This is a genomic window from Candidatus Phytoplasma palmae, from assembly GCF_046896035.1.
Lineage (GTDB): Bacteria > Bacillota_I > Bacilli_A > Acholeplasmatales > Acholeplasmataceae > Phytoplasma > Phytoplasma palmae.
Window position 1 is genome coordinate 18,824 of sequence record NZ_JBIPDD010000003.1, and the last position, 24,787, is coordinate 43,610.

General features: G+C 23.0%; 40 protein-coding genes. All 40 read left to right on the top strand.

The features are described 5' to 3' along the window. Window positions 1–45: 45 nt before the first annotated feature. Complete coding sequence (gene gmk / locus ACHMP6_RS00705; RefSeq protein ID WP_412097614.1) at window positions 46–678, top strand: guanylate kinase; 633 nt, start codon at window positions 46–48, stop codon at window positions 676–678. A gap of 11 nt (window positions 679–689) precedes the next feature. Continuing rightward, complete coding sequence (rpoZ, locus tag ACHMP6_RS00710; protein WP_412097615.1) at window positions 690–914, top strand: DNA-directed RNA polymerase subunit omega; 225 nt, start codon at window positions 690–692, stop codon at window positions 912–914. 75 nt (window positions 915–989) lie between these two features. Next, the gene (rsmH, locus tag ACHMP6_RS00715; RefSeq protein ID WP_412097616.1) at window positions 990–1,916 is read left to right on the top strand and encodes a 16S rRNA (cytosine(1402)-N(4))-methyltransferase RsmH; all 927 of its coding nucleotides are present in this window, start codon (window positions 990–992) and stop codon (window positions 1,914–1,916) included. A gap of 474 nt (window positions 1,917–2,390) precedes the next feature. After that, window positions 2,391–2,705: a 30S ribosomal protein S10 gene (rpsJ, locus tag ACHMP6_RS00720; protein ID WP_412097617.1), complete on the top strand. Its 315-nt coding sequence runs from the start codon at window positions 2,391–2,393 to the stop codon at window positions 2,703–2,705. A gap of 41 nt (window positions 2,706–2,746) precedes the next feature. Then, on the top strand, window positions 2,747–3,406 hold the full coding sequence (rplC, locus tag ACHMP6_RS00725; protein ID WP_412097618.1) for a 50S ribosomal protein L3: 660 nt from the start codon (window positions 2,747–2,749) through the stop codon (window positions 3,404–3,406). Continuing rightward, complete coding sequence (gene rplD / locus ACHMP6_RS00730) at window positions 3,399–4,037, top strand: 50S ribosomal protein L4 (RefSeq protein WP_412097619.1); 639 nt, start codon at window positions 3,399–3,401, stop codon at window positions 4,035–4,037. Before rplC ends, rplD begins: the two co-directional genes overlap by 8 nt. After that, window positions 4,030–4,320 carry a 50S ribosomal protein L23 gene (gene rplW, locus ACHMP6_RS00735; RefSeq protein ID WP_412097620.1) on the top strand — a complete coding sequence of 97 codons (291 nt, stop codon included), beginning with the start codon at window positions 4,030–4,032 and terminating at the stop codon, window positions 4,318–4,320. The genes rplD and rplW overlap by 8 nt, the downstream gene beginning before the upstream one ends. A 65-nt stretch (window positions 4,321–4,385) precedes the next feature. Then, window positions 4,386–5,216, top strand: a complete 831-nt coding sequence (gene rplB, locus ACHMP6_RS00740) for a 50S ribosomal protein L2 (protein ID WP_412097621.1) — start codon at window positions 4,386–4,388, stop codon at window positions 5,214–5,216. Window positions 5,217–5,247: 31 nt separating this feature from the next. After that, window positions 5,248–5,544: a 30S ribosomal protein S19 gene (gene rpsS, locus ACHMP6_RS00745; RefSeq protein ID WP_412097622.1), complete on the top strand. Its 297-nt coding sequence runs from the start codon at window positions 5,248–5,250 to the stop codon at window positions 5,542–5,544. 29 nt (window positions 5,545–5,573) lie between these two features. After that, on the top strand, window positions 5,574–5,948 hold the full coding sequence (gene rplV / locus ACHMP6_RS00750) for a 50S ribosomal protein L22 (protein WP_412097623.1): 375 nt from the start codon (window positions 5,574–5,576) through the stop codon (window positions 5,946–5,948). Continuing rightward, on the top strand, window positions 5,932–6,624 hold the full coding sequence (gene rpsC / locus ACHMP6_RS00755; protein WP_412097624.1) for a 30S ribosomal protein S3: 693 nt from the start codon (window positions 5,932–5,934) through the stop codon (window positions 6,622–6,624). The genes rplV and rpsC overlap by 17 nt, the downstream gene beginning before the upstream one ends. A 45-nt stretch (window positions 6,625–6,669) precedes the next feature. After that, a complete protein-coding gene (gene rplP / locus ACHMP6_RS00760; protein ID WP_412097625.1) occupies window positions 6,670–7,089 on the top strand; it encodes a 50S ribosomal protein L16 in 420 nt (139 codons plus the stop codon). Beyond that, the gene (gene rpmC, locus ACHMP6_RS00765) at window positions 7,089–7,286 is read left to right on the top strand and encodes a 50S ribosomal protein L29 (RefSeq protein WP_412097626.1); all 198 of its coding nucleotides are present in this window, start codon (window positions 7,089–7,091) and stop codon (window positions 7,284–7,286) included. The genes rplP and rpmC overlap by 1 nt, the downstream gene beginning before the upstream one ends. Window positions 7,287–7,325: 39 nt before the next feature. Further along, complete coding sequence (rpsQ, locus tag ACHMP6_RS00770) at window positions 7,326–7,592, top strand: 30S ribosomal protein S17 (protein WP_412097653.1); 267 nt, start codon at window positions 7,326–7,328, stop codon at window positions 7,590–7,592. Next, entirely contained in the window at window positions 7,589–7,969 is a 381-nt protein-coding gene (gene rplN, locus ACHMP6_RS00775) for a 50S ribosomal protein L14 (protein WP_412097627.1), read from the top strand. The genes rpsQ and rplN overlap by 4 nt, the downstream gene beginning before the upstream one ends. 16 nt (window positions 7,970–7,985) lie before the next feature. Further along, window positions 7,986–8,333 carry a 50S ribosomal protein L24 gene (rplX, locus tag ACHMP6_RS00780; RefSeq protein WP_412097628.1) on the top strand — a complete coding sequence of 116 codons (348 nt, stop codon included), beginning with the start codon at window positions 7,986–7,988 and terminating at the stop codon, window positions 8,331–8,333. Window positions 8,334–8,350: 17 nt separating this feature from the next. Beyond that, window positions 8,351–8,890, top strand: coding sequence for a 50S ribosomal protein L5 (gene rplE / locus ACHMP6_RS00785; protein WP_412097629.1), 540 nt, complete (start codon window positions 8,351–8,353; stop codon window positions 8,888–8,890). A 41-nt stretch (window positions 8,891–8,931) separates the two neighbouring features. Then, entirely contained in the window at window positions 8,932–9,201 is a 270-nt protein-coding gene (rpsN, locus tag ACHMP6_RS00790; RefSeq protein WP_412097630.1) for a 30S ribosomal protein S14, read from the top strand. 12 nt (window positions 9,202–9,213) lie between these two features. Then, window positions 9,214–9,612 carry a 30S ribosomal protein S8 gene (gene rpsH, locus ACHMP6_RS00795; protein WP_412097654.1) on the top strand — a complete coding sequence of 133 codons (399 nt, stop codon included), beginning with the start codon at window positions 9,214–9,216 and terminating at the stop codon, window positions 9,610–9,612. Between the two features lie 43 nt (window positions 9,613–9,655). After that, window positions 9,656–10,198, top strand: a complete 543-nt coding sequence (gene rplF / locus ACHMP6_RS00800) for a 50S ribosomal protein L6 (protein ID WP_412097631.1) — start codon at window positions 9,656–9,658, stop codon at window positions 10,196–10,198. Between the two features lie 41 nt (window positions 10,199–10,239). Further along, a complete protein-coding gene (gene rplR / locus ACHMP6_RS00805; protein ID WP_412097632.1) occupies window positions 10,240–10,593 on the top strand; it encodes a 50S ribosomal protein L18 in 354 nt (117 codons plus the stop codon). Beyond that, the gene (gene rpsE / locus ACHMP6_RS00810) at window positions 10,593–11,162 is read left to right on the top strand and encodes a 30S ribosomal protein S5 (protein WP_412097633.1); all 570 of its coding nucleotides are present in this window, start codon (window positions 10,593–10,595) and stop codon (window positions 11,160–11,162) included. Before rplR ends, rpsE begins: the two co-directional genes overlap by 1 nt. Next, window positions 11,134–11,328, top strand: coding sequence for a 50S ribosomal protein L30 (gene rpmD / locus ACHMP6_RS00815; protein ID WP_412097634.1), 195 nt, complete (start codon window positions 11,134–11,136; stop codon window positions 11,326–11,328). The genes rpsE and rpmD overlap by 29 nt, the downstream gene beginning before the upstream one ends. Before the next feature lie 2 nt (window positions 11,329–11,330). Then, window positions 11,331–11,771, top strand: a complete 441-nt coding sequence (gene rplO, locus ACHMP6_RS00820; protein WP_412097635.1) for a 50S ribosomal protein L15 — start codon at window positions 11,331–11,333, stop codon at window positions 11,769–11,771. Window positions 11,772–11,785: 14 nt separating this feature from the next. Continuing rightward, window positions 11,786–13,039, top strand: coding sequence for a preprotein translocase subunit SecY (gene secY, locus ACHMP6_RS00825; protein WP_412097636.1), 1,254 nt, complete (start codon window positions 11,786–11,788; stop codon window positions 13,037–13,039). 71 nt (window positions 13,040–13,110) lie between these two features. Continuing rightward, window positions 13,111–13,857 (top strand): type I methionyl aminopeptidase, encoded by a 747-nt coding sequence (map, locus tag ACHMP6_RS00830; RefSeq protein WP_412097637.1) that lies wholly within the window; start codon window positions 13,111–13,113, stop codon window positions 13,855–13,857. Window positions 13,858–13,910: 53 nt separating this feature from the next. Continuing rightward, window positions 13,911–14,126 (top strand): translation initiation factor IF-1, encoded by a 216-nt coding sequence (gene infA / locus ACHMP6_RS00835; RefSeq protein ID WP_412097638.1) that lies wholly within the window; start codon window positions 13,911–13,913, stop codon window positions 14,124–14,126. Window positions 14,127–14,170: 44 nt separating this feature from the next. Continuing rightward, complete coding sequence (rpmJ, locus tag ACHMP6_RS00840; RefSeq protein ID WP_412097639.1) at window positions 14,171–14,287, top strand: 50S ribosomal protein L36; 117 nt, start codon at window positions 14,171–14,173, stop codon at window positions 14,285–14,287. Between the two features lie 30 nt (window positions 14,288–14,317). Continuing rightward, window positions 14,318–14,737 (top strand): 30S ribosomal protein S13, encoded by a 420-nt coding sequence (gene rpsM, locus ACHMP6_RS00845; protein ID WP_412097640.1) that lies wholly within the window; start codon window positions 14,318–14,320, stop codon window positions 14,735–14,737. 2 nt (window positions 14,738–14,739) lie between these two features. Beyond that, entirely contained in the window at window positions 14,740–15,135 is a 396-nt protein-coding gene (rpsK, locus tag ACHMP6_RS00850) for a 30S ribosomal protein S11 (protein WP_412097641.1), read from the top strand. 26 nt (window positions 15,136–15,161) lie between these two features. Next, entirely contained in the window at window positions 15,162–16,115 is a 954-nt protein-coding gene (locus ACHMP6_RS00855; protein ID WP_412097642.1) for a DNA-directed RNA polymerase subunit alpha, read from the top strand. Between the two features lie 74 nt (window positions 16,116–16,189). Further along, the gene (gene rplQ, locus ACHMP6_RS00860; RefSeq protein WP_412097643.1) at window positions 16,190–16,549 is read left to right on the top strand and encodes a 50S ribosomal protein L17; all 360 of its coding nucleotides are present in this window, start codon (window positions 16,190–16,192) and stop codon (window positions 16,547–16,549) included. A gap of 136 nt (window positions 16,550–16,685) precedes the next feature. Continuing rightward, window positions 16,686–17,507 carry an ATP-binding cassette domain-containing protein gene (locus ACHMP6_RS00865; protein ID WP_412097644.1) on the top strand — a complete coding sequence of 274 codons (822 nt, stop codon included), beginning with the start codon at window positions 16,686–16,688 and terminating at the stop codon, window positions 17,505–17,507. Further along, window positions 17,483–18,340, top strand: a complete 858-nt coding sequence (locus ACHMP6_RS00870; protein WP_412097645.1) for an ATP-binding cassette domain-containing protein — start codon at window positions 17,483–17,485, stop codon at window positions 18,338–18,340. The genes ACHMP6_RS00865 and ACHMP6_RS00870 overlap by 25 nt, the downstream gene beginning before the upstream one ends. A gap of 4 nt (window positions 18,341–18,344) precedes the next feature. Further along, the gene (locus tag ACHMP6_RS00875; RefSeq protein ID WP_412097646.1) at window positions 18,345–19,379 is read left to right on the top strand and encodes an energy-coupling factor transporter transmembrane component T family protein; all 1,035 of its coding nucleotides are present in this window, start codon (window positions 18,345–18,347) and stop codon (window positions 19,377–19,379) included. Between the two features lie 84 nt (window positions 19,380–19,463). Next, window positions 19,464–20,204: a tRNA pseudouridine(38-40) synthase TruA gene (gene truA / locus ACHMP6_RS00880; protein WP_412097647.1), complete on the top strand. Its 741-nt coding sequence runs from the start codon at window positions 19,464–19,466 to the stop codon at window positions 20,202–20,204. Window positions 20,205–20,242: 38 nt separating this feature from the next. After that, complete coding sequence (gene tmk / locus ACHMP6_RS00885) at window positions 20,243–20,860, top strand: dTMP kinase (RefSeq protein ID WP_412097648.1); 618 nt, start codon at window positions 20,243–20,245, stop codon at window positions 20,858–20,860. Beyond that, window positions 20,857–21,828, top strand: a complete 972-nt coding sequence (locus tag ACHMP6_RS00890) for a hypothetical protein (RefSeq protein WP_412097649.1) — start codon at window positions 20,857–20,859, stop codon at window positions 21,826–21,828. Before tmk ends, ACHMP6_RS00890 begins: the two co-directional genes overlap by 4 nt. A gap of 26 nt (window positions 21,829–21,854) precedes the next feature. Next, window positions 21,855–22,703, top strand: coding sequence for a 16S rRNA (cytidine(1402)-2'-O)-methyltransferase (gene rsmI / locus ACHMP6_RS00895; RefSeq protein ID WP_412097650.1), 849 nt, complete (start codon window positions 21,855–21,857; stop codon window positions 22,701–22,703). Window positions 22,704–22,750: 47 nt separating this feature from the next. Beyond that, on the top strand, window positions 22,751–24,310 hold the full coding sequence (metG, locus tag ACHMP6_RS00900; protein WP_412097651.1) for a methionine--tRNA ligase: 1,560 nt from the start codon (window positions 22,751–22,753) through the stop codon (window positions 24,308–24,310). The last annotated feature ends 477 nt before the right edge of the window (window positions 24,311–24,787 follow it).

The window sequence follows — 24,787 nt, forward strand, 5'->3', positions numbered from 1 at the left end:
TTATTGAATCAAAATAAAATAAATTTAGAGAGAATTATTAAAGATATGAAATTGCATCAAAAAGGATTATTAATAATAATTTCAGGTCCTTCAGGAGTGGGTAAAGGGCAAATAACAAAATCTTTACTCAAAAGAGAAAAAAATAATTTTATTTATTCTGTTTCAGTTACCACTAGAAAACCTAGAAAAGGCGAAAAAGAAGGTAAAGATTATTTTTTTGTTGATGAAACAGATTTTCAAAAAAAGATTCAAGAAAATTATTTTTTAGAATATAATAAGTTTGTTGGTAATTATTATGGTACTCCTTACGATTTAGTTAATGAACAATTGGAAAAAGGAAAAGAAGTTGTTTTGGAAATAGATATTCAAGGCGCTTTGCAAATTAGAAAACATAAAATAAATAAAGATAGTGTTTTTATTTTTATTGCTCCTCCTACCAGACAATGTTTATACGAAAGATTAAAAAAGAGAAATACTGAAAGTCATGAAATTATTCAAAAAAGAATTCAAAAAGCTAAAGAAGAATTTTCTTTAGCTTATAAGTATGATTATATTGTGGTTAATGATGAAATAGAAAATGCTGTTGATAAAATTTTATCTATTATTGTTGCAGAACATTCTAAAACAAAAAATAGTATTTCTTATTATTTGACAGAAATTTTAGGAAAAGAGGTTTAAAATATTTATTTATGAATAATATTAAAAAAGAAAAATTGGAAGGTCTTAATTACCCTTCAATTGATAAATTATTACAAAAAATTGATTCTAAGTATAAATTAGCTTATTTATCTAGTAAAATTGCTCATTGTATAAAAGTTAACAAGATAGAATTACCTGATACTTTAGGTAAAAAAACTTTAACTAAAGCTTTGAATGAAATTATTAATGATAATTTTGAAATAGTTTTTAAATAAAAAATAAAAAAATATTTTAGCGAATATAATTTTTATTTAATAATTAATAATTTGAGATTAAAAAAGGATTATAAAATGAATTTTCATCATATTCCAGTTTTAACTGAAAAAGTTTTAGAATGTTTGAATATTAATAATAAAGGTATTTACGTTGACGCTACTTTAGGCGGTGGAGGACATAGCGAAAAAATTTTAAAGAAACTTACTTATGGAAAATTATATTCTTTTGATAGAGATATTTTTTCCATTAATCTTTGTAAAGAAAAATTTAAAAAAAATAAAAATATTTTTTTAATTCATAGTAATTTTAATTTTTTAAAAAAAGAATTGAATAAGCGAAATATTTTTTCTATTGATGGTATTGTGTTTGATTTAGGATTATCTTCTTTTCAAATTGATGATAAATCAAGAGGATTTAGTTATTTAAGTGATTCTTTTTTAGATATGAGGATGGATCAAGGACAAACCAAAACAGCTCATTTCGTTATTAATAATTATAGTTACGAAGAATTAAAAAATATTTTTTTTCTTTATGGAGAAGAATCTAAAGCTTCTTTAATTGCTAAAGAAATTGTTAAAAAAAGACCAATAAATACAACTTTAGAATTAGTACAAATTATTGATAAATTTTATCATTGTTATGGTAAAAAAATAATAAGAGGGCATAGTTCGAAAAAAATTTTTCAAGCCTTGAGGATAGAAGTTAATCAAGAATTGAAAAATTTAGAAAATGCGTTACAACAAAGTATACAATTATTAAAGAAAAACGGAAGAATAGTTGTGATTAGTTTTAATTCTTTAGAAGATCGTTTGGTAAAACATTTTTTTAAAAAATATAGTCAATTAAATATTCCTTTTAATTTACCTATAGAAGATAATAAAATTCCTCCAAGTGTTTTAAAACTTTTTAATAAAAAAATTATTTATCCTGATGAAAAAGAATTAACATTGAATTGTAGAAGTCATTCTGCGAAATTAAGATTTGCTATAAAAAATATCTAATTTCGAATCAGTTATATTTAAATAATAAATTTTTTAATATATAATAATTAAGATATAATATTTTAGGTAAAAAGTTTAAATTAATTAAATAATAATAAATAATTTATAAAACAAGATGATGTTTTTATGATATTAATTTTACATGTTGTTATATTGCTATTTTGTTTTTGCTCAATTAATATATTAAGTTTAATTAATTTTAATTTAAATTTTTTTTATTGATAATAATGGTTTTATTTTGTGAAAAATAAAAAATATAAAATTATTTTTTAAATAACTTTTTATTAATAAATATGATCATATTTATTATTTTATAAATGAATTTTATTCATTTAATAAGTAATTTTTTATTTTTTTTAGATTAAATAATTAAGTAATAATATTTTTTTCAAAAGAAAGAGAAAAAAATAATTATAATTCTATAATTTTTTGTTTTTATTTAAATATTAATTTCAAAATGGAAGGTATAACAAAATGATTAAAGAGCAAGAGGTTGTTAAAATTATTTTAAAAACATATGATTATCATTTAATTGATCAAGTTGCTAAAAAAATTGTTAATAGTGTTATAAAAACTGGAGTTAAAATAAAAGGGCCTATTCCTTTACCTACTAAGAAAGAAGTTTTTACTGTTTTACGTTCTGCTTTTGTTCATAAGGATAGTAGAGAACAATTTGGTCGTTCAACTCATAAACGTTTGATTCAAATTATTAGTCCTAATGCTAAAACAATTGATTCCTTAATGCGTATTAATTTGCCATCTTCTGTTAATATTTATTTAAAAAAATAATTAATAAATGATAATTTTTATTTAGTGAAAGAGGCGAAAAAATGGCTAAAGGTATTTTAGGAAGAAAATTAGGAATGACGCAAGTTTTTGATTCTCAAGGTTTTTGCATCCCAGTGACTATTATTGATGTATCCGATAATGTTGTTTTGCAACAAAAAAATATTAATAAAGATGGTTATCAATCTACTCAATTAGGTTTTTTAGATAAAAAAGAAAAATTAATGAGCAAACCTCTTTTAGGTCATTTTAAAAAAAATAATTCAATTCCTAAAAGTTTTGTAAGAGAAATTTCTTTTTCTGTTCCAGAAATAAATGAATTGAAAGATATAAAAATTGGCGAAAAGATAGATATTAATGTTTTTAAGTCTGGTGAATTTATTGATGTTATAGGAATTAGCAAAGGTAAAGGTTTTTCGGGTAATATAAAAAGACATAATCAAAGTAGAGGACCTGAGAGTCATGGTTCTAGATATCATAGAAGACCTGGTTCTATGGGACCTATTAAAGGAAAAATTAAAGGAAAAAAACTACCTGGAAGAATGGGTTGTGAACAAGTTACTTTACAAAATTTAAAAATTATTTCTGTTGATATTGAAAAAAAAATAATTTTAATTAAAGGTTGTGTTCCTGGTAATAAAAAAGGTTTTATTGTTATAAAATCTGCTGTTAAAAAAAATTTAAAGGAGTCAAATAATGCCTAAATGTAATGTTTTAAATCAACAAGGCGAATTTGTATCTGAAATTTATTTATTAGATGAAGTTTTTGGAATGAAACCTAATAAACAAGTTTTATATGATGTTGTTAATAGCCAAAGAGCGGCAATACGACAAGGTACTCATTCTACCAAAAATAGATCTGCTGTAAGAGGCGGTGGTAGAAAACCTTATCCCCAAAAAGGAACTGGTAATGCTCGTCATGGTACTATTCGTTCTCCTTTATGGAGAGGTGGAGGTGTTGTTTTTGGTCCTAAACCTAGACAATATTCTTTAAAAGTAAATTCTAAAGTTAAAAAAATAGCTCTAAATTCTGCTTTTTCTTGGCAATTTGAACAAGGTAATTTAATTATTATTGATTCTTTTAAATTTGAAAATCCTAAAACAAAAGAATTCTTTAATTTTTTAAAGAAACTGAATCTTATGAAAAATAATAGAGTTTTAATCATAGTTAAAGAATTGAATGATAATTTGTTATTTTCAACTAATAACTTATCTGGAGTTACTGTTGAAAGTGTTCAACATGTTAGTGTTTATCAACTTTTAAAAGCTAAAAAAATAATAATTTCTAAAGAATCTATTAATTTTTTTGAAAAGGTGTTTAAAAAAAATGAATAAGTATTATGATTTAATAAAATCTTCTATTATTACTGAATCTACTAATAAAAAAATGGAATTTCAAAACGAATATACTTTTAAAGTTGATAATAGTGCTAACAAAATAGAAATTAAAAAAGCTATTAAAAATATTTTTAATGTTAAAGTTTTAGATGTTAGAACTATGAATGTTATTCCTAAATTCAAAAGAAGAGGAAAACATAGTGGTTTTACTTCAGGTTATAAAAAAGCTATTATTAAATTAGTTCCAGGTCAAAAAATAGATATTTTTACTAATCAATAAAAATTAATTTTTTCTTTTAAAAAAAATCCAAAATAATTTATATATTTTGGAAGAAAGGTTCTTTTATGTCTATTAAAAAATATAAACCTACATCTAATGGGCATCGTAATATGAGATTACGTAGTTTTAAAGAAATTACCACTTCTACTCCGGAAAAAAAATTACTTTTATCAAAAAAGAAAACAGGTGGTAGAAATAATCAAGGAAAAATTACTTTAAGACATCGTGGCGGTGGTCATAAAAAGATGTATCGTTTAATAGATTTTAAACGTGATAAAGATGATATACTTGGTAAAGTTATTACTATAGAATATGATCCTAATCGTAATTGTAATATTTCTTTGATTCATTATAAAGATGGTGAAAAAAGATATATTTTATGTCCTAAAAATTTAATTGTCGGAAGTACTATTATTTCTGGTATTAACTCTGATATAAAAGTGGGTAATTCTTTGCCTTTACAAAATATTCCTATTGGCACTTTTGTTCATAATATTGAAATGAAGCCTAATAAAGGTGGACAATTAGCTCGTAGCGCAGGAACTTCAGTTCAAATTGTTAAAAAAGAAGATAAGTACGTTGTTTTAAGTTTACCGTCTGGAGAAATTAGAAAAGTTTTATCTAATTGTAGAGCTACAATAGGTATTATTGGTAATGAATCTCATAAATTAATTAGAAACGGAAAAGCCGGAAGAACACGTTATTTATCTATAAGACCAACAGTTAGAGGAACTGCTATGAATCCTAATGATCACCCTCATGGTGGAGGAGAAGGACGTGCTCCTATTGGAAGAAAATCTCCTATGACGCCTTGGGGTAAAAAAGCTCGTGGCCTTAAAACTCGTAAAAAAAATAAATCTTCTGATAATTTAATTTTAAAAAGACGAAAAAAATAAACAATTAAGTAAGAAGAGGTATATATGAAAAATGGCTCGTTCTATTAAAAAAGGTCCTTTTTGTGACGAACATATATTAAAAAAAATATTTAAACAAAAAACAAATAAAACAAAAAAAATTATTCAAACACGTTCTCGTAGAAGTGTTATTATGCCTGAGTTTGTTGGACACAAATTTTCTATTTATAATGGTAAAGAATATATTATTTCTTCCATTACAGAAGATATGGTGGGTCATAAATTGGGCGAGTTTTCTCCTACTCGTACTTTTCGCGGTCATTCTAAGAAAGATAAGAAACCAGAAAATAAGAAAAGTTCCAAAAAATAAATTTAAGAATTTAAAGAAGGTATAACAAAATGAATGTTCAAGCTGTTGCAAAACAAATATCTATTGCTCCTAGAAAAGCTCGTTTAGTTGTTGATTTGATTCGAGGAAAGGCAATTAAAGAAGCTCAAGCTATTTTAATGTTTACTCCTAAAGCATCTTCTTTTGTTGTTTTAAAACTTTTGAAAAGCGCTGTATCTAATGCTATTAATAATTTTAGTATGAAATTTGAAAATTTATATATTAAAGAAATTTTTGTTAACGAGGGTATTCGATTAACTCGCTTAATGCCTAGAGCTAAAGGTAAATCAGATAAAATCAAAAAAAGAACTAGCTGTATAACTATAGTTGTTGCTTCGAAAAATTTAGAAACTAAAGGAGATATAATAAATGGGTCAAAAGAGTAATCCTATTGGATTAAGACTTGGAATTAATAAAAATTGGGAATCCCAGTGGTATGCTGAATATAAACAAGTACCCTTTTTTGTTATTGAAGATTTTAGAATAAGAAAATTAATAAATAATTTTTATTCAAAAGGTATTATTTCTAACATTGTTATTAAACGTTTGAAAAAATCTAATATAGATAATATTGAAATAGATTTATATACATCAAAAATAGGTATTGTTCAGAGTGCTGAAAAGAAAGAAAAAAATAGTTTAATAAAAAAATTAGAACAATTGATTAAGAAAAAATTTAATGTTAATTTTTTTGAAGTTAAGTCTTCTGACAAAATTGCTATTTTAGTAGCTCAAAATATTGCTTTACAATTAGAAAAAAGAGCTTTTTTTAGATCTGTTCAAAAAATATTTTCTAAAAAAGTTTTAAAAAGCGGAGCTAAAGGGGTTAAAATTATTATTTCTGGTCGTTTAGTAGGAGCAGAAATCGCTAGAAGAGAATCTATTTCTTTGGGACTTGTTCCTTTAAACACTTTGAAATGTGATATTGATTATGGATTTTCAGAAGCTCATACTACTTTTGGAGTTTTAGGAGTTCAAGTTTTAATTAATAATGGAAATAAAAAAACTTCTATTTTAAAAATAAATGATAATAAAAAAACAGATTTAGAAAATAAAAATTAAAAAAATATTTCTCTAAAAAAAAGGTGACAAAGGTGACAAAATATTATGTTAATGCCTAAAAAAACTAAATATCGTCGTTTTCATCGTTTAAGTTATGAAGGAAAAGCGAAGGGTAAAAATAAAATTTTAAATGGTAATTTTGGTTTATATGCTAAAGAAGGTGCATGGATTACAAGTCAACAAATAGAATCTTCTCGTATCGCTATGACTCGTCAATTAAAAAGAGAAGGTAAAGTTTGGATTAATATATTTCCTCATTTATCTTTAACTAAAAAACCTTTAGAAGTTAGAATGGGTTCTGGTAAAGGTTCTCCTGAATTTTGGGTGGCAGTTGTTAAAAAAGGAAAATTGTTATTTGAAGTTAGCGATATTAATAATATAGAAAAAAATGAAATAACTGCTTTAAAATTAGCATCTCATAAATTGCCTATTAAAACTAAAATAGTTAAAAGAGGTCAAGAATAATGAATATAAAAGAAATTCAAAATATGAATATACCAGAACTAGAAAAAAAAATTCTTTTTCTGAAAAAAGAATTATTTCATGTTAAACTAAAAATAGATTTATCTCAAGCAAAAGACACTTCTCTTATTCGTAAAATAAGAAAAAATATTGCTCGTATTAAAACTATTATTAAGCAAAAACAAACAATAAAAGAATAAAAATATTTTAATTTTGAATCCAAAAGGAGGTTAGTTTTGATTCGTAATGCGAGAAAAATTTTATCAGGCATTGTTGTTTCTGATAAAATGCAAAAAACAATTACTGTTAAAGTAGATTATTATAAAAAGCATATTTTATATGGAAAAAGAATAAAAAAAACTAGTAAATTTTATGTTCACGATGAAAAAGAAATTGCTAAAATAGGTGATTTTGTTGAATTTATGGAAACTAGACCTTTGTCCAAAACAAAAAAATTTTGTTTATTAAATGTTCTTTTGATGGCTGATAAGGAGAATAGTATATGATTACAAGAAATAGTCGTTTATTAGTAGCAGATAATAGTGGCGCAAAAGAAGTTTTAGTTATTGATATTCCTGGTTCTAGTCATAGACGTTACGCTAATATTGGTGATGTTGTGATTGTTACTGTTAAAAAAGCTATTGCTTCCGGTACAGTAAAATCAGGAGACGTTACAAAAGCTTTAATTTTGAGAACTAAAAAAGGATTAAAAGGTAAAGATGGTTCTTATATTAAATTTGATGATAATTCAGTTGTTATTATTAAAGATGATATGACCCTTAAAGGAAGTAGAATTTTTGGTCCTGTAGTTAAAAATAATAAATTAAGAAATAGTAATTTTTCTAAATTTATTTCTTTAGCGGAAAAAGTATTTATCATATAATGAGGTTATTAGTATTATGTATATTAAAGTAGGAGATATAGTTTCTATTATTTCAGGCAAAGATCGTTTTTATTTTAATGAACAAGGTCAAAAAATTTTTAAAACTGGAAAAGTAGTAAAAATTTTTTTTAAAGAACAAAAGGTTTTAGTAGAAGGAATTAATATTGTTACCAAACACAAAACTCCTTCAAAAGATGATGAAAAAGGAAATATTATTAAAGAAGAGTCGCCTATTCATATTTCTAATGTTGCTTTATTTGATCCAAAAAGCAAAATGCCTACTAGAATCGGTTTTCGAATTGAATCAGGAAAAAAAGTCCGTTATTATAAAAAAACAGGCGCTCTTGTAGATATAATCAGTTAAAGAAGGTTTTAAAAATAATGAAAAATTATAACAATTATTCCGACAAAAATTTATTTTTGACTTTAAAAGAAATTTTTAATTTTAAATCAATAATGCAAGTTCCTAAAATTGAAAAAATAGTTATCAATATGGGAGTTGGAGAAGTAGTATCCAATGATAAGGTTTTAGATGAATTATTTGAACAATTAACTTTATTAAGCGGACAAAGACCTTTATTGATTAAGGCGAAAAAATCTATTTCTAATTTTAAATTAAGAGAAGGTATGATTATTGGATTAAAAGTAACTTTAAGAGGCAAAAAAAAAGAGGCTTTTTTTTATAAGTTGATTAATATTGTTTTTCCTAGAATAAGAGATTTTAGAGGAGTTTCTCCTAAATCTTTTGATGGTAATGGAAATTATTCTTTAGGAATTAAAGAACAGAATGTTTTTCTTGAAATTGATTTGGATAAAATTAAAAAAATTTCCGGTATGGATATTACAATTGTTACTACTTCTAATAATGATTCAGATGCTAAAAAGTTATTGGAATTTTATGGCATGCCTTTTCATAAATAAAAAAATATTTATTTAAAAAAAAATAAAAAAAGGAGGTTTTTATGGCGAAAAAATCTAAAATTGTTAAAAATTTAAAACAACTAGATCTGTTTTTAAAATATAGAGAAAAACGTTTGATGTTGAAACAACAAAAAGATTATAAAGGATTAGCACGTCTTCCTGTTAATTCTTCTTCTGTTAGATTAAAAAATATAGATAAGATTGACGGAAGATCTAGAGGTTATATTAGAAAATTTGGTTTATCTCGTATAAATTTTCGCAATTTAGCTAATAAAGGAAAAATACCTGGAGTTAAAAAGGTTAGCTGGTAAAGGAGAGAAAATATTATGTCTAAGAATCCTATTGCTGATTTGCTTACGATAATTCGTAATGCTAATATTATGTTTCATGAAAAAGTTTTTGTTCCACTGTCTAAAATAAAATTAAATATATTAGAAGTTTTGAAAAAAGAAGGTTTTATTAAAGAATTTAAAGTATTAGATTCTAATGAAAAAGGTAAAAATAAAAAAGTTATTATTGTTTATTTAAAATATAATAATATTACTAAGGAAAGAAGTATTATAGGATTAAAAAGAGTTTCTAAATATGTTTCTTTAAAGAAAATCCCCAAAGTAGCTAATGGTTTAGGAATAGCTTTAATTTCTACTTCAAAAGGCATTTTAACGGATCATGAAGCTAGAATCAATAAAGTTGGTGGAGAAGTTTTAGCTTATATTTGGTAATTATATTTTTCCTAATTTTTTCCTAATTATTAAGGAGAATTAAATGTCTAGAATAGGAAAAAAAGCAATTTTTGTTCCTGAAGGAATAAAAGTTGAAGTTAAAGAAAACAATTTAGTTATTGTTAATTCATCTAAAGGAAAGTTAGAATATCAATTTAATTCTTTTTTAAAAATCAAAAAAGAAGGTGATTTTATTTATATTTCTAGACCTAATGATGAAGTTTTTATGAAAAAAATTCACGGAACTACAAGAGCTTTATTATTTAATATGATTAAAGGTTTAAAAGATAATTTTGTTAAAAAACTTGAAATTGTCGGATTAGGATATGATGTTAAAAAAGAAGGTTCTAAATTAATTTTTAATTTAGGTTTTTCTCATAATGTTTTTTTAGATATTCCTAATAATTTAGATATAGAAATTTTAAAAAATAAAGAAATTGTCGTTAAAGGCATAGATAAGCAATTTGTAGGAGAATTTGCTGCTAAAATCGTTCAATTACGTAAACCAGAACCTTATAAAGGTAAAGGGATTAGATATGTTGGTCAGTATATTAATCGTAAATCTGGTAAAAGCGCTAAAAAATAAAAATTTCCTAAGAAAGGATTAGTTATTTCTGTAAAAAGTATATGAAAAATAAATATTCATCTCTAAGTTTACGTAAAAAAAGACATTTACGTTTAAGAAAAAAAATAACGGGAACTTCAGAAAGACCACGTTTAAATGTTTTTTATTCTAACAAACATTTTTTTGTTCAAATTATAGATGATCAAAAACAAATTACTTTATGTAGTGTTCATAGTAAAGAAATTGAAGCTCAAACGGTTAACAAAGATGTTGCTGCGCAGATTGGAAAAATTATTGCTCAAAAAGCTTTAAAAAAAGGAATTAATTGTGTTGTTTTTGATCGTGGGGGTTTTTTGTATCACGGAAGAATTAAAACTTTAACTGAAAACGCTAGAAAAGAAGGGTTAAGATTTTGATGAAAGAAAATTATAATAAAACTAAACAAGAAGCTAATCAATTCAAAAAAAATATTTTTGAAGAAAAAGTAATTCAAATAAAAAGAATTACTAAGGTTGTTAAAGGTGGTCGTCGTTTTCGATTTTCTGCTTTAGTTGTTGTAGGTAATAAAAAAGGAAAAGTAGGATTTGCTACTGGTAAAGCTCAAGAAATTTTAGAAGCTATTAAAAAGGCTTTAGAAAAAGCTAAAAAACAATTAATTGATGTTCAATTGGCTCAAGGTTCTACTATTTTTCATGAAATTATAGGTGTTTTTGGCTCTACTAAAATTATTTTAAAACCTGCTTCAGCAGGAAAAGGCATTATCGCTGGAGGAAAAGCTGCAAGAACGATTTTTGAATTAGCTGGTATAAATGATATTTTAGCAAAATCTTTTGGTTCTAGAAATTCCATAAATGTTTTAAAAGCAGTTGAAAACGGTTTAAAAAAAATAAGAAGTATTAAACAAATCGAACAAATTAGAGGAATTTCTTTAATTGAAAAATTCAAGGATTATAAAAATGAAAAAAATAGAAATCACATTAAATAAAAGTTTAATTGGAAGAACACCCAACCAAATAAAAAATGCTTATGCTTTAGGGTTAAGAAAGATTAATCAAAAAGTTATAAAAAAAGATATTGCCATTATTCAAGGAATTATTAAAAAAATTAATCATTTAGTTTCTATTAAAGAAATTATTGAAAAGGAAAATTAAAAATGTTAAATTCATTAAAACCTGTTAAAGGTTCAAGGAAAACAATTAAGCGTTTAGGAAGAGGTCCTGGTAGTGGTAATGGTAAAACTTCAGGAAGAGGTTCTAAAGGACAATTATCTCGTTCAGGAGGAAATGTTAGAATAGGATTTGAAGGCGGACAAACTCCTTTTTTTCAAAGAATTCCGAAAAGAGGTTTTCATAATATCAACAAAAAAGAATATTCACTAGTTAATTTACAAGATTTAGAGATTTTTGAGGATGGAACTTTAGTCAATAGAGAAATTTTAATTAAAAATAAGATTATTAAAAAAAATACATTATTAATTAAAATTTTATCTAAAGGTAATTTTACTAAAAAATTGACTGTTCAAGCATCTAAGTTTTCTAAAAAATCAAAAGAAATTATTGAAAAAAATGGCGGAATTGTAGAAATATTAAATTAAATTTGGAGTAAAATATGAAAAAAATAATTAATTTTTTTTCAAATAAAAAAGATATAATTAAAAAAATTTTTTTTACTTTATTTATTATTTTTATTTATGTTGTAGGTGCTAATCTTTATATTCCTTTTCTTCCGGAAAGTAAGTATGAGTTAATTATTTCACACCAAAAATTACCTTTTTTATTTGGTTTTTTAGGAGAACATTTTAATACTTTATGTATTTTATCTTTAGGAGTTATGCCTTATATTACTTCGTCTATTTTTGTTCAGATTATGCAAAAGTTCTTTTTACCTTTGAAAGAATGGTCAGAACAAGGAGAAAAAGGTAAATATAAAATGAGTATATTTACTAGAGTTTTAACTTTTTTTTTCGCTATAGCTCAAAGTTTAGCTTTAATTTTAAATTCCAAAGTTTTTTATCCAAATGATGATTTGTTTTTGATAATACAAACGTTATTTTTTTTAATTGTTGGTGCATTTATTTGTATTTGGTTATCAGATTTAATAACTTCTAAAGGAATTGGTAATGGAGTTTCTCTTTTATTGGTTTTAAGTATAAGTAAAGAAGTTTTTAATCTTTTTAAATTTTTAATAAAAGGCGACGGTAATATGGGTATTACTGAGAGAATAATTATATTATTTTTATTCTTTCTTTTGTTAATTTTAACTGTTATTTTGTCTTCTTCTTATTTAAAAATTCCTATTCAATATACTACTAAGGTTAATAATGATAGTAAATTAGAAAGAAATATCCCTATTAAGGTTAATGTAGTTGGAGTTTTGCCTATTATTTTAGCTAATACTTTATTAAATGTTATTCCTATTTTTAGTGTTTTCTTTAGTAAAGAAAGTTCTTTCAATAAATTTGCAAAAATTTTTGTCGAATCTAGACATTATTTAGGGATAGGATTTTTTGTTTATCTTTTATTAATTATTTTATTTTCTTTTTTTTCAGTTTTTATGATTATTCAACCTAATGAAATTTCTGAAAGTTTATCAAAACAAGATGCTTTTTTAGAAAGTGTTAAACCAGGAACAGAAACTGTTTATAAGATTACTTATGAATTATTTAGAGTTACAATTGTAGGAACTATTTTACTGACTTTATTAGCTGCTTCGCCAGATTTAATTGGATATTTTTTCTCAATTCCAAAAAATTTTAAATTCGGTGGTACTAGCCTTTTGATTATTGTAGGTGTTGTTTTTGATTTTATACAAAAAATAACTTCTAAAACGAATATTCAACAGATGTATGATAAATTGTTTTAATAATAAAATAAAAAAATACTAATTAATTTTTTTATTTTATTTATTTTCGGAGAGGTTTGGTTATATTTATAATGTTATTTATTAAAACTTCAAATGAAATTGTTATAATGAGAGAAGCAGGAAAGATTTTATCTGTTATTAGAAAAAAGTTATTCAATTTTGTAAAAGCTGGAATTTCAACTTTTGAACTAGATATTATTGCTCGAGATTTAATGGCAGAAAATGGAGTTGTTTCTGCTTTTAAAGGTTATAAAGGATTTGGCGGTTATACTTGTATATCTGTTAATGAAGTGGTTGTTCATGGTTTGCCTTCTAAAGATGTAATTTTAAAATTAGGTGACATAGTTACTATTGATATCGGTATTAAACATAAAAATTATTATGTTGATTCCGCTTATACTTGTTCTTTAGGTAAGGTACCTAAAAAAGTTCAGAATTTTTTAGATAATACTGAAAAAGCTTTATTCGAAGGAATAAAACAAGTTAAAAAAGGTAATTATGTTTCAGATATTTCTATTGCTATTGAGAAAATTGGTTTAAAATATAATTACGGAATAATAGAAGTGTTTTCTGGACATGGAATAGGAGCTCAACTTCACGAAGAACCTTATATTTTTAATTTTAATTATACTCAAAAAGACTATTTGTTGAAACCAGGTATGATTTTTTGTATTGAACCTATGTTTACTTTAGGAGGGAAAAACGTTAAAATAAAAGAAGATGGATGGACAGCTTTTACTTCTGATTATAGTTTGAGTGCTCATTTTGAACATACAATTTTAGTTACTGAAGAAGGATATGAAATTTTAACATTATAAATATAAATTAATTATTATAAAAAATTATTGTAGAAAGATATTATTGTGAATATATGAATGAAAAAAAAAACGATATTGAAAGTGATGATGCTTTAGTTATTAAAATTTTACCAAATACTAAGTTTCAATTAAAATTATCCAATGGAAAAATAATTATTGCTTATATTTCTGGAAAAATGAGAACTAATAATATTCGTATTTTATTAGGAGATTTAGTTAAAGTAGATCAAAAAGGACGTATTATTTTTCGTTATATTAACAAAAAATGATAATTTTTTAATTTTTGTTAAAAATTATTAAGGAGAATTTGAAAATGAAAGTTAGAGCTTCTGTTAAGAAACGTAGTGATGATGATATTATTGTTAGACGTAAAAAAAGAGTATATATTATTAACAAAAAAAAACGTCGTAATAACCAAAGACAAGGATAATATGAAAAACATGAAAGGAGAAAAACAAACATGGCAAGAGTAGAAGGAGTAGATTTACCTCTTAATAAAAGAATAGTAATAGCTCTTACTTATATTTTAGGTATTGGAAAAAACCAATCAAAAAAAATTTTAAAAAAATTGAATATTGATGAAAATATTCGTGTAAACCAATTGACTGAAGAACATTTATCTAATATTAGAAATGAAATTGTTTCTTCTAAAATAATTGTCGAAGGTGAATTGAGAAGTAAAGTTTTTTCAGATATTAAACGTTTAATAGAAATTAAATGTGATAGAGGGATTAATCATAGAAGAGGATTGCCGGTTCGCGGACAACATACTAAGAATAATGCTAAAACAGCTAAAAAAAATAGAACAATTAAAGCGACTCTGAATATGAATAACAATAAAAATAAAAATATTAAAAATAATAATAAAAGAGGAAGTTAATTATGTCTCAAAAGAAAAAGAATAAACGTAAGAAAATAAAAAAAATTCTTCCTTTAGGAAAAGCTCAAGTAAAAATACAAACTAATTTTAGTAATACTATTATTAATATCACTGATATGAAAGGAAATACTATTGTTTGTGGTTCTGCTGGACATGTAGGTTTTTCTGGTTCTAGGAAGTCTACTGCTTTTGCTGCTCAACAAATAGTAAAAAAAGTTGTTTTATCAGCTAAAGAACAAGGAGTTCAAAGGGTAGAAGTTTTTGTAAAAGGTCCTGGTTCTGGTAGAGAAAGTTCTATTCGTTTTTTAAAAGAATTAGGTTTGGAAGTTCTCTCTATTACGGATAATACTCCTATTCCTCACAATGGTTGTAGGCCTCCTAAACGTCCGAGAGGATAGAAAAACAATAGTAGAAGGGTATTAAAATGGAAAAATTAAAATTTATAAAACCTGTTATGACTGTTGATGAAGCAGATGGGAATGATTTATTTAATAAAAAATTCATTGTTAAACGTTTAGAAAGAGGTTTTGGTGTTACTCTTGGAAATTCTTTAAGAAGAGTTTTACTTTCTTCTTTACCTGGAGCTTCGATTGTGAATGTTTATATTGAAGGTATTGAACATGAATTTAGTGTAATTCCTGGTGTTTACGAAGATGTTATGTCTATTGTTTTAAATTTAAAAAAAGTTATTTTAGCTGTGGATTCTTCTGAAGAAGATTTTGAACAAAGATTAGAAATAGATGTTACAGGCGAAAGAGTTGTTACTGCAGCTGATTTTAAACCTGTGGATGGGATTAAAGTTATCAATAAAGAACAAGTTATTGCTCGTATTTCAGGAAAAGATACTCGTTTTAAAATGGAAGTAACTGTTAGAAAAGGTATGGGTTATGTAGGTTCTGAAGGGAATAAAATTTATAATAAAAATCGTTTTGGAGTTATTCCTATCGATTCCATTTATACTCCTATTTCAAGTTTTGCTTTTAATGTAGAACAAAAGTTAAATAATAAAGAAGAATTAACTATGAAGATAGAAACTAATAAATCTATTACAGCGAAAGAAGCATTAGCTACTGCTGCTAAAATTTTAATTGATCATTTAAATGTTTTATTAGAATTATGCGAAAAAGTTCAAAATAATAATTTTATTTATGAACCTAAAGTGGAAAGTTATAATCATGTTTTAGATTTAAAAATTGATCAATTAGAGGTATCTGTTAGATTATTTAATAGCTTAAAAAATTCAGGGATTAATACTGTTAAAGAATTAGTAAATTACAGAGAAAAAGATATTATGAAATTAAACAGTTTAGGAAAAAAATCTTTTGAAGAATTAAAACAAAAGATGGAAAAATTAGATCTTTTTTTTAAAAATGAATGATAATAAATAATGAATATTATTTCAAATTTATTTTATAATTTTATATTTGATAATAAAAAGGAGTTAATATTATAATGTCTTATAGTAAATTGAGACGTAATACGTCTCAAAGAAAAGCTTTATTAAGGAATTTAGTATCTAATGTTATAAAATATGAACGAATTTTTACAACTGAGTCTAAAGCAAAGGAAACTTCAAAGATATTAGATAAATTAATTACTTTAAGTAAAAAAAACACTTTAGATGCAAGACGTAGAGCATTGCTTTGGATTTATGACAAAAAAATAGATAATAATAAAACTGTTTTACAAAAATTATTTACAGATATTTCTTTAAAATATAAAAATAGAACAAGCGGATATACAAGAGTTTTGAAAAGTAGTGATTTTCGTAGAGGAGATTCTTCGCATATGGCTTGGCTTTTTTTAGTTTGATTTTTGAAAATAATTTTTTAATAAAATATTAAAAAAATAAAAATAAGCAAATTAAAAATAAGTTAATTTTTATTTTTTTGTTTATGTTTTTTATTTAAATTTTATTAAAATTTTAAAAGAAAGAAATTAATTATAAGTGATAATTGTTAAAAATTTAGATTTTAAATACAAAGATAAAATAATTTTTCATAATTTGAATTTTATAATTAATTCTGGTCAATGGATTTCTATTATAGGTGAAAATGGTTCTGGTAAATCTACATTGGCTAAAATTTTAACTGGTTTATTGCAATTACAAAAAGGAGAAATTCTAATTAATAATATTTCTTTAACAGAAGATAATTTAATTGATTTACGTTCTTCTCTTGGTATTATTTTTCAAAACCCTGATTATCAATTTGTAGGTTTTGATGTAAGAAGTGATATTGCTTTTGGGTTAGAAAATAAACAATTAAAAAGATCTGAAATCGAAAAAAAAATTCAAAAATATTCTTTAATGTTAGGTATTGAAGAATTATTAGATAAAAAACCTCAAGAATTATCTGGAGGACAAAAACAAAAAGTCTCTATTGCTTCAGTACTTGCTATGGAACCAGAAATTATTATTTTTGATGAACCTACTGCTTTTTTAGATCCAAAAGGAGCAAAAGAAATTCAAAATATTATTCAAAATATTCATAAACAAAAAAATAAAATTTTAATAACTATTACTCATGATTTATCTTTTGCTTTAAAAAGTGATAAAATAATGGTTTTACAAGAAGGAATTTTGGTAAAATATGAAAATTCTTATAAATTTTTAAAAGATTTTGATTTTTTAAATAAATTTTTTCCTAATTTGCCTTTATCTTTGCAACTTTATTTTTTATTATTTAAAGATCAAAAAATTGATAATCAAAATAAAAAGTTTTTTAATAAGTTAAAGGATGTTTTATGGCAATATATTTTAAAAATGTAACTTTTTATTATAAAAAAGATAAAAAACAAAATTGTGCTTTAAAAAATATTAACTTAAAAATAGAAGATAAAGGTGAAGTTATTGCTTTATTAGGAAAATTAGGTTCTGGAAAATCTACTTTAGTTCAATTAATGAATGGTTTATTGATTCCTTCTGAAGGAAATATAGAAATTTTTCAAAATAAAATAAATTCTAAAACTTCTTCTCAAAATTTAATTCCATTAAGAAAAAAAATAGGTTTAGTTTTTCAGTTCCCGGAATATCAATTATTCGAAACAACAGTTTTAAAAGATGTTATGTTTGCTCCTAAAAATTTTGGAAAAAGTGATTATGAAGCTAAATTAAAAGCTATTGAAGTGTTAAAGCAAGTTAACATTAACGAAGAATTATTCAATTCTTCTCCTTTTCAATTATCAGGCGGACAACAAAGAAAAGTTGCTATTGCTGGTATTTTAGCAATGGAGCCTTCTATTTTGATTTTAGATGAGCCTACTAGAGGATTAGATGTTAAAAATAAGAACGAAATAATTAATATTTTAATGACAAAAAATCGTAAAGAAAAAAAAACTATTATTTTTATAACTCACGATATGGATTTAGTTTCTGAATTTGCTGATAAAGTTATTTTTTTAGAAAAAGGAGAGATTGTTTTTTTTGGTTCTAAAAAAGAATTTTTTTTAAATGAAGAAATAAAACATAAAAATATAGAACAACCTGAAACTTTTAAAATTTTAAAATTTTTAGAAGAAAAAATAGATATTCCTTTTTATCCTAAATATTCTTTAAAAGAAATTTATCAATATTTAAAAAAATTTTTTAGAGGGAAAAAATAGTTGGATGAAAAATATTTATAATAATAAAAAAAATTATTATGTTGAAGAAAATAAATTTTTTTTATATCGTATAAATCCTGCTATAAAAATTATTTTAACTATTTTGATGTTTAAAATTATTTTTAGTTTAAAAATTGACTTTTCTCAAAATAGTATTTATTTATATATGCATATTTTTCTTTTTATTTTTTTTATTTGTGTTTTATTTTGGTTATTAATGTCTATTAATTTTTCTTTAAAAAAATTATTTTATCAAATCTTTAATTTTAAATTTCTTTTTCTTTTTAGTTTAATTATTCATTCATCATTTCAAATACCTGGTTATGTTAATCGTAGTGATTATTTTGAAATTTATATATGGAAAAATTTTTTTAATTTATTTTTGATATTTTTTATATTTTTTTGTTTATTTTGTTTTTTTATAAAAAATAAAATTTATAAAAAAATTTATTGGTTTTTGAATTTTTTCTTTTTTTTAATTTTACCTTTGTTAATTCATTATGGTTATATTTCCATTGGTTTTTTTCAAAAAATATATTTGCAAAGCATTTTTTTAAAAAAAAAGGATTTGTTTCAAATTTTTTTAATTTTTATTCGTATTTTATTGTTACTGATAGTTAATATTTTGATAAATCAAACTACTTCTTTTATAGAAATTAATGATGGATTAGAAATACTCTTAAAACCTTTAAAAAAAATTAAATTTCCTGTAGAAATTTTTTCTATTATGTTGTCTTTAATTTTTATGTCTATTCCTTTCTTATTAGAAGAAACGCAAAAAATTTTTAAAGCGCAGTTATCTCGTGGTTTGAATTTTTACACTAATAATTTTTTTAAAAAAATTTATTATTTAATTTCTCTATTAATTCCTATTTTTATTTTATCTTTTAAAAAATCTTTTGTTTTAGCTAATGCTATGGAAAGTAGAGGATTTGTTTTAGGGCAAGAACGTACTAAGTTAGCTAATTATAAAATTTTAAAAAAAGATTATTTTATATTAATTATTATTTTTTTGTTTTTTGTTATAAGTTTTTTTTAATTAAAATAATTTTTCGGAATTGATTGTATTAAATTTACTATCAAACAAAATATTAATAATTAATAGTCAAAGGGGTTTTTGAGATTGCAAAATTTTACTTATAAAATGATTTTGAGTTATAATGGAACTGGTTATTATGGTTATCAAAAACAAAAACAAACTAAATTAATTACTATTCAGTCAGTTTTAGAAAATTCTTTATTTAAATTAACAAAAAAACAAATTAAAACTTTTGCTGCTAGTCGGACAGATAAAGGTGTTCATGCTGAAGGACAAGTTGTTCATTTTTCATTATCATTTTTTATTTTTGAAAATGTATTAAAATTTAATTTAAATAAAATTTTACCTGATTCTATTAAAATAATTGATATATGTTTAGTGAATGATAATTTTCATGCTCGTTATCATTCTAAATCAAAAATTTATAAATATGTTTTTTCTAAAAAACCTTTGAATCCTTTTGATTATTTTTTAAAAGTTTATTTTGATTATCTTGATTTTGAAAAAATTTCTAAAGCTATGTGTGTTTTTGAAGGAGAACATGATTTTTCTTTATTTACTACTAATAAAGATAAAAAAAAATCAACAGTAAAAAAAATTTATCGCTCTTTTTTAGCAGAAACGCAAGAAAAATATATTTTATTTTTTCATGGAAAAGGTTTTTTAAGAAAAATGATTTTATTATTAGTTGGATTTTTAATTCAAATTGGTCAACAAAAAAGAAGTTTGTCTGAATTAAAGGATAAATTAAATTTGAAAACGAATCAAAAGTGTTTTTTTGCTGCTCCTGCTAAAGGTTTATATTTAAGTCAAATTTTTTATTAATATATTTTTTTTAATATAAAGAAAGAAGAATAATAAAAATGTTTATTTCTTTTGAAGGTGGCGAATCTACAGGAAAAACTACTTTAGCTAATTTTTTAGTTAAAAAATTATCTATTAATTATCAAGTTATTTTTACTAAAGAACCTGGAGATGGAATTTTTAATTCAAAAATTAAAAATATTTTATTTGATTTTTCTAATGAAATAGATATAATTACAGAATCTTTATTGTATGCAGCTGATAGAAATGAACATTTAACAAAAGTAATTATCCCTGCTTTGAATGATAAAAAAATTGTCGTTTGTGATCGATATTTAGATTCTTCTATTGTTTATCAAGGATTTGTTGGTGGAGCGGAAGAAGAATGGTTAAAAAAAATTAATTATAAAGCTTCTATAAATTTACCCGATATTACTTTTTATTTAGATTTAGATCCTAAAATAGCATTAGAAAGATTATATAGAAATAGAAAAGATAAAATAGAATATTTTGATTTAAAAGATTTAAAATTTCATAATAAAATAAGACAAGGATATTTAAATCTTTGTAAAAAGTATCCAAAAAGAATTTATAAAATAGATGTAAATTCAAATTTATTAAATATTCAAAATATAATACAAAAAAAAATTGAAAAATTATTAAAAAGCAAATTATGAATAATTATAAATACTTATTAGATAAGTTTAAAATTATTATTAAAAACAAAAAGTTAACTCATTTTTATTTGATAGAAGGAAAAAATTTTATAGAGCAAAAAAAAATCGCTATTGGATTGATATATGAATTTTTTAAAACCGAAAATCATTCAGAAAAATTAAAAAAATGTATTGAAAAATTGTGTTATCCTAATATTTATCATTTAGGAATAAATGAAGAAGAAATTAAAAAAGAACATATTTTAAATATGCAAAAATATTTTTTTCATACTTCTTTTTTTCAAAAAAAAAAAGTTTGTTTAATTGCTAAAGCTGAAAATATTTCTTATCAGGCTTCTCATAGCTTACTTTATTTGTTAGAAAATCCTGTTAATGAAAATTTTTTATTTCTTTTATTAACTAGTGATCGTTATCTTTTGATACCTACTATTGTTTCAAGGGCTCAAGTTTTCTCTTTAGAATTAATGAATAATAAAAATGTTAATTTAGAAAGTGATTATTTTGTAAATAATAAATTAGATAAAGACAATTTGGATCGTTCTTTATTTATTTTGTTAAATCGTTCTAAAACAAGAGAATCAAATTTTTTATTAAGTTCTTATTATTGTAATTTTAAAAAATTTTTTTTGTTTTTTTTGGATAATTTCCCGTTTTTTATGGATAAAAAAAAATTATTTTTTTTTATAAGAAATATTTCAGATGAATGTAAATTTTTTTTTGAAGATTTTTTATTTGTTATTACTATGTTTTTTTTGGATTTAAATTATAAAAAAAATAATTTAAATATCATTTTTCCTTTAAATTTTTTAAATTATTTTTGTGAGAAAAATAAAATATCTATTGAAAAAATTAATAATATTTTGTATATTTGTAAAGAATTAGAACAAAAAAATAATATTTTAGATGATTTAGTTTGTTTTATAATGTTTTTGATAAAAATAGAAAAAATTTTTAAGAAGGAATTTTAATTTTTTTAAATTGAAAAATTAATATAATGGTTATAATACAAAAAACTTTTACTGAAAAAAAATCTATTTTATATTTAGTATCCACCCCTATAGGAAATATTTCAGATATTAGTTTAAGAGCTTTGCAAATTTTGAAAGAAGTAGAAGTTATTTTTTCTGAAGATACTAGAATAGCTAGAAAATTATTAAATTTTTATAATTTTAAAACTCCTTTAATTTCTTTTTATGAATATAATGAAAAAAAACGTATTAAAGAAATTTTATTTTTATTAGAACAAGGAAAAGATTTAGCTTTAATTAGCGATGCTGGAACACCTTTAATAAGTGATCCAGGTTTATGCTTAGTTAAAGAGGTTAAAAAAGCTGGTTTTCATGTTACTGCTATTCCTGGAGCTTCAGCTTTTTTATCTGCTTTTATTATGTCTTCTTTTGAATCGCCTTTTTGTTTTTTAGGATTTTTGCCTAAAAAAAAACAACAAAAGCATGTTTTTTTACAAAAATATCGTTTTTTTAATGGTAGTATTATTATTTATGAAACTTCTAAAAGATTATTAGATACTTTGTTTTTGATAAAAAAATGTTATAATAAAAGAAATATTTCAATTTCTAGAGAATTAACTAAAAAATTTGAAACTATTATAAACGGTGATATTGATGAAATTTTAAAACAAGATTTTATTTTAAAAGGTGAATATGTTTTGGTTATTGAGAAAAATAAATCATCTTATTCTGAGTTAGGATTAACTTTAGATGAGCATATTGATTTTTATTTACAACAGGGTTTCTCCGAAAAAGAATCTTTTTCTAAAGTTGCTAAATACAGAAAAATTTCTAAAAAAGAAATTTATAAAAAATATAAAATTTTAAATAAATAATTAATTTAAAATAAATTTATAAAATAAAAAGAGGTTAAAATTGTATTTTGGATAAAAATAAAAAAAATTTTTATATTTCTACTTCTATTGTTTATTCTTCTTCTATGCCTCATATTGGTAATTTATATGAAATTATTTTATCAGATGCAATAGCCCGTTTTAAAAGAATGGATGGTTATGATGTTTATTTTCAAACAGGAACTGATGAACATGGGCAAAAAATCCAACAGAAAGCTATTCAACAAAATTGCACACCTAAAGAATATGTTGATTTTTTTTCTTTGGAAATTGAAAAAATTTACAAGAAAATGAATATTAATTATGATTATTTTGTAAGAACTACAGATTCTGTTCATAAAAATATTGTTCAAAAAATTGTAAAAAAATTTTTTGAACAAAAAGATGTTTACTTGGGAACTTATGAAGGATGGTACTCTGTTTTCGAAGAAAGTTATATTTCTGAAAAAGATTTAATAGATGGAAAAACTGCTTCTGGAGAAACTCCTATTTGGGCTAAAGAACAGGTTTATTTTTTTAAATTATCTAACTATCAGAAAAAATTTTTAAAGTTTTTAGAAAAAAACGATGATTTAATTTTTCCTGAACAAAGAAAAAAAGAAATTTTAAATTGGTTAAAAGAACCTTTACCGGATTTATCAATTACTCGTACTTCTTTTAAATGGGGAGTCGAATTAGATTTTGATCCTAAACATATAGTTTATGTTTGGGTAGATGCTTTGATGAATTATATTACCGGTTTAGGGTATGATCCTTCTAAGTCTTTAGAAGAACAATGTGAAAAATTTTCAAAATATTGGCCTTGTGAACTTCATGTTATAGGTAAAGATATTAGTAGATTTCATCTTGTTATTTGGCCTATTTTTTTGATTGCTTTAGGTTTACCTTTACCTAAACATTTTTTAATTCATCCTTGGATTTTGTTTAATAATAAAAAAATGTCTAAATCTATTAATAATGTTATTTATGAAAAAGATTTATTGAAATTTGTTTCAGTAGATGCTATTAGATATTTTGTTTTACACGAAATTCCTTATAATGATGATGGAATAATAACTTATGATATTTTCTTCCAGGTTTATAATGCTGATTTAGCAAATACATTAGGTAATTTATTAAGCAGAACTATAGGGCTTATTTGTAAATATCGTGGTGGAAAATTAAATAAAATTTCTAATTTAAATTTTAAAAAAGAAAGCGAAATTAATTTATCTCAAAAATCTTTAGAAACTTTACCTATTATTCGTGATTTAATGAAAAAATTTAAAGTTGGTGATTCTTTAGAAAAAATTATGCAATTAGCTAGATTATGTAATAAGTATATTGATTTAAATCAACCTTGGAATTTAATTAAGGAAAATAAATTAGAAGAATTGGATGTTTGTTTATATAATTTAATAGAAACAATACGATTTATAGGTATTTTATTAAAACCTTTTTTACCTGAAACTGCTGAAGATATTTTAAAGCAAATTAAATCTGAGTCAGATAGTTTTGAAAGTTTGAATTTTTTTGGCTTAACTAAAAGTAAAACCTTAGAAAAAGGAAATAAAATATTTTCTCGTTTTGAGAAAACGGATTTTTTTTAATTATTTTTGAATTTTTTATATTAAAATATTTATTGGGGATGTATAATGGTCTTGCCAAAGCTAAAAGTAGTTTTATTTAGCATGTCTGGGCGCGAAATGATACCTAGTTATGAGTGATTTAACGCATCACGAACATTATGATAATATGTTACTTCATATTCTTGGCTTTTGAAACGAAAGAATGAAAAGTTACAGCAAAGAATAAAAGCGGGTTGAGGAGAAATTCATATCCAAAAAGATCACGCCAGAAGAATGACTCACACGGATAACCTTATTAAATGAGGCTAAATGCAATAAACGGGGTAATTAAATTACTAAACAGAAATGAATTGAAACTGTGTTTTTGAAGTTTTTTGATGTTTAAAATAGGATATGAATATCAAAATTATCAATGTTTTTCCAAAAAACATCCTAGGGTTTGGAACCTAACTTTGAACCTACCTTTATATAATTAGATAGATCTTCAGTGTTATATAG